The following is a 3,439-nucleotide window of genomic DNA, read 5'->3' on the forward strand; positions in this document are numbered from 1 at the left end:
GTTCTCTTCATCTTTTTACAAACAATTAAAAATATGTGAAATTAATATCTTTTCAATCCTAGCCTAATCCTCATTTTATTATCATTTCTAATTAACAAAATAATTACAATATAGATAAATATCTAAAAATATTTTAAACAGTTATTTTTATTGTATTTCCTACTTAACAAAATGAACTTTTGTTAAGTAGAGAATCTAGTAAAAAAATAAAGAGATAAGTCATTAAATACATAATTATATTATTTATATAATCGTTATTATTTTTGTTTTGATTGCTTCCTATAATTTTTACAAATCATTTGTAAAAAAAAGGCTTCCAGTGTTGGAAGCCTTTTTCAAATATTCTATCTTTTTTGAGCAATTATAAAAAATCGGTGACAAGTCAAATCTATATATCCTTGTTTCTCAATAAACTTATGTATATGAAATAATTGTTTGTAATATTTATCAACACTAAAATCTGGGATCTGCCAAGGAATTGCTTTTAGATAATATATTATTGCACCAATATCATAAAACCTTGTTTTTACTTTGTCTTCTTTTAGTTCTTTTAAATCAAAACCACATGATGTAAGACTTTTAGAGGCTTTATTTAAGTTCCAATTTTCATATTGATTGTTATCTGCTCCTAAAAGTAGATTTAAATCAATATCATTTAAACCTCCAACTTGCTGAGTTATAAAATATCCTCTTGGTTTCAAAATTCTCATAACTTCCAGAGAAGAGAAAGATTCGTGGCGATTGATTATTAAACTAAACCTTTTTGAAGGAATAGGAAGATCAGTATGCTCTAATACAGAAAAAACACTTATTCCCAGAGGTTCTAGTCGTTTTTTAGCTTCTTTAATATTGGGTTCATATCCTTCTGTAGCACAGGTATCTTTGGGTAAAAAAGTCAATGAAGATAAGAATTCTCCACCACCAGTTCCCATATCTAAAAGAGAGTTTGTACAACTACAATAATCAATTATTTCATTATAATAATTCCAACTTAGCGGAAACTCCTTCATTCGACCACTACGGATTAGATAATTAAAGCTCCAACCTATAAAATTTTTATTTTCATCTAAAAGATATTTTTCAAATTTTTCCTTTTCATTTATATACATTTTATTCCTCCAGTTATTAATCAATAATTAATTTATTCAAATTTTTATTATAATTAATTGGAGGTGGTCTATTAAGTTGTTATACTCCATCAAATCTATAGAATTTAAACATAATTATTATTTTCCTCCCATTTTAATCTTTTTTTTAATGGAACATATTATTTTAAATTTTAAAAGTAAATTCTCTACTTAACAAAATGTACTTTTGTTAACTAGATAATACAAGTTTTTTAATTTAAAACTTGTATTAACATTATGAGGTCAACCAATACAAATATTGGTATTAGTATATATCTCAGACAATCATATTTTTATTTGATATAATAAAATCAAATAGAAACATGGATATCTAGCATGATAAAAGAAAAACTTTTAAGAGAAGATCAAAAATAGGAGGAAAATATGGGAATAAAAAAAATATTAAAAAATACTGTTGGGAAATCAATTATATTGGCGGTGATGTATTCTGTCTTATTGGTTATTTTCCCTAATATACTGTTTCTATTTATTTTGTTAGTTGTTCCTATGTTTATATTTTTTTCATGGAAAACTATCAAAAATAAAAATTTTACTATAGTAGCTAAGTTTATTTTACCGTTTTTATTTATTTTTTTGTTCTATAAATCATATCATTTTATGGGAAAAAAACCTATAGGAGTCAATCTTTTTCATCCTCTCGTTAAGGAACGAGTGGAAAAACATTTCAAGGGAAAATATGACTTTGATTTCGTAGTAACTAGAATTTATTATTATTATGACGGAGATGAAGCCCATGGTATGGAATGGTATCCAGCTATAGGAGGATATTTAAAACATGATAAAAAATTCCCCGTAGGAGTATGGATAAGGGATGGAGAGATAGTCGATAACTATAGAAGAATAATTTTTTATAGAGAAGTAAAAAAATTCTATGAACAGATGATCAGTGAACATTTCCCTTGGAAATATTCTTCAGATATAGGGTTTTCGATTAGTGAAAAATGGATGGTTGATTCCTATGAGGAATTCTTAAAAAAGAAATTTAAAGATAATCGTATAAAAATAATGATTTTTTCAGATAAAGAGGACTTGAAGAAGAGGAAAATATCTAAAGAAGAATACCTTAAAACTATCAAAGGGTTCGTAGAAGAATTTTCGAAATATAATAATCATATCGATAGCTTTAACTTGAAATTTAAAAACAGACTCCCTGAGGAGGAGTTAGAAAAAGTTTTAGTTATAAAAAAAAGAGATTTTAGTGATACTAAGGATGTTAAAAAATATCAAATTATAAAAAGAGATTATAAGAAAGGGATTAGAAATGAAAATAATTATTATACCATAGATAAAATCTATGAAGAAATAGATCGTTTGAGTAGTGAAAATGAAAATATTTTCAGTGACTTTGAAAATTAGTAGATTATCTAAAAGGTTTGTAAATGAAATAAAAGTAACTATTACGAATTTTTCGCAATAGTTACTTTTAATAAAATATAAAAAGTTAGTCAATCAACAAATAATTTGTTGTACAATTATTTAATACTTTTCCTTTTTTTTTGTTTGCAGTCTATCTAATTTTATTGGCTTTGAAACTGTCCACGACTATCACTAAAATACCAAAACTTTTCTATCTCAATGATACCAACAATTTAGTTTAAAAAAATGCAATATAACCGAAATTATATTGATTTTGGCTACTGCAAGTAATTTTTATCACCTGAATTGTCAATTAAAAAAAGGGATATTTTAAAATATCCCTTTTACACTATTCTTTATATCCCAAAAACAATTCCCTTATCGAATTAGCTCTTCTAAAAATCTTAAATTGAAATAACTTAGTCTTGTGGTTCCATGGATCTATCTTAAATTCTAATCCTTTGCCTTTAATTTGGAATCCTCCAAACCCAGTGACACCTTATATTTATCCAATTCATTATCTATTTGATCATTAGAAGTTAGATTAATATTTCCATTATGCTTAGAGCTTTTAAGCCCTTCAGCAAAATCTATTAACACTTTATATGTTACATCTCTAGCCTTTTCTCCTCCTACACCTTCAATAGCATCTCCTACCTTGTCTCCTGTTTTCTTTAGTAGTGGTGATGGTAGAACTAATAATATGACTCCAAACACTATCTGTAATACTAATGGATTTGTAAATAATTCTTTCATTTTTCACTCTCCTTATAGTTCTTTATATGTTTCACAATAATTTTTAGGAACGATCTTTACAATTGGATCTGGCCAACCACAAAATAGATTTCTTTCTGAGATCCTCCTTCTAAGTAATCCCTTGGATCTCTTCTTAGCCACTTTTGACCATAGATTAAAGATTCTACAAGCTCCTATAA

3 protein-coding genes are annotated in these 3,439 nt (G+C 26.3%); 1 reads left to right on the forward strand and 2 read right to left on the reverse strand.

Features of this window, described 5'->3' with window-relative positions; translation table 11 throughout:
- Window positions 1–344: 344 nt before the first annotated feature.
- Window positions 345–1,109 (reverse strand): methyltransferase domain-containing protein, encoded by a 765-nt coding sequence (locus WBG30_RS07860; RefSeq protein WP_424504092.1) that lies wholly within the window; start codon window positions 1,107–1,109, stop codon window positions 345–347.
- A gap of 402 nt (window positions 1,110–1,511) precedes the next feature.
- On the opposite strand from WBG30_RS07860, the gene WBG30_RS07865 reads away from it, so the two are divergent.
- Window positions 1,512–2,504 carry a hypothetical protein gene (locus tag WBG30_RS07865; protein WP_424504093.1) on the forward strand — a complete coding sequence of 331 codons (993 nt, stop codon included), beginning with the start codon at window positions 1,512–1,514 and terminating at the stop codon, window positions 2,502–2,504.
- A 453-nt stretch (window positions 2,505–2,957) separates the two neighbouring features.
- Here WBG30_RS07865 and WBG30_RS07870 read toward each other — a convergent pair whose 3' ends face one another.
- Window positions 2,958–3,260 (reverse strand): hypothetical protein, encoded by a 303-nt coding sequence (locus WBG30_RS07870; RefSeq protein WP_424504094.1) that lies wholly within the window; start codon window positions 3,258–3,260, stop codon window positions 2,958–2,960.
- Window positions 3,261–3,439: the final 179 nt, after the last annotated feature.

It is taken from the genome of Psychrilyobacter sp. (assembly GCF_049671765.1).
Lineage (GTDB): Bacteria > Fusobacteriota > Fusobacteriia > Fusobacteriales > Fusobacteriaceae > Psychrilyobacter.